Origin of the sequence: Bacillus sp. SA1-12 (assembly GCF_000981385.1) — a bacterium.
In the GTDB taxonomy this organism is placed as follows: Bacteria; Bacillota; Bacilli; order Bacillales; family Bacillaceae; genus Metabacillus.
In genome coordinates this window covers 1-1,139 of record NZ_LATZ01000072.1, presented here as the reverse complement: position 1 = coordinate 1,139, position 1,139 = coordinate 1, and the positions used below count along the sequence as shown (strand labels likewise).

The 1,139-nt window shown below is 33.4% G+C and carries 1 protein-coding gene; it reads right to left on the bottom strand.

All coding sequences use genetic code 11. From position 1 onward, the window contains the following. Positions 1–227 precede the first annotated feature (227 nt). On the bottom strand, positions 228–1,139 hold a 912-nt coding region (locus tag WQ54_RS17760), incomplete at its 5' end, for an NAD(P)/FAD-dependent oxidoreductase (protein WP_046585957.1).

The window sequence follows — 1,139 nt, the reverse complement described above, 5'->3', positions numbered from 1 at the left end:
GCCATGAATCTCAAGAAAATGGCAAACTGGGCATGGAAGTATCCATGCCCAGCCTAAGAAAATAGAGAATAAATGCAAACCCCCTTTCAAATCAAGGATTTGAAAGGGGGTTTGTCTACGGTCTGAGGTCTCTTTAATAAGAGACCTTTTATATTGTAATAGCATTAACATTGTGAATTGTTTTGTTATCCAACAGTTAAAATAGTGATTGTCTATAAATATGATCTTTATTTTGATTCAAAATACTTTAAATAATAGCCTATTTTTTTTACAACATATTTTGCATCAGACCCTACACCTCGAATGGTTGCTGAAGAAAATGATCGCTGACCTGAAAGTCCAACATAATATAAACCATCGATTGTGGAACTTAATCCTTTATCCTGTCTCGGGGAATTGTATTTATCTATCGTATTTTTTAGAGGTATTAAATAGTGCATATTATATATATAACCAGTTGCATAAATGACAGTGTTTACTTGTTCTTCATTTCCCTTACTCCAAACAACGCCCCCTTCTGTATATTTTGTAAACATTCTTCTGCTATCTGGCGTTTTCTTTACAATCGCTTCTTTATAAATTCCTGTATCCATAATTGATACCTTTGAAGCAAACTTTCTTCCATAAAAAAGAGTATCAACACCAGTTAATTTTAACCAAAAGTGAATGTCTTTTCCGAGTAATCTTTGTGGTGTAAAAGAAAGAGGTTTTCTTGAAGCAATTGTTACATTTGCCACTTTTGCTAACTCATAGGCAATTTGTATAGCAGAATTTCCACCACCAACCACAACTACTCTTTGATTTTTATATTCGTCTACGTTTTTATATTGACTGGAGTGTATGATATTACCCTTAAAATATTCACTTCCTTCTATTGCTGGTAGATTGGGATTGGCAAAAGCTCCTGTTGCTGAAATAACTGTTTTTGAATAATATACACTTTTTAAGGTTTCGATCTCAAATAAATCTCCAACCTTACGAACTACTGTAACTTTTTCTCCAGTACGAATGTTTAAATTAAAATGTTTAGCATATTCTTTGAGGTATGAAATAACTTCTTCCTTGGTAGGATAACGACTTTCATTTCCAGGGAATCGTAATCCTGGAAGGGAGGAATAACATGCAGGAGAAAATAAGGT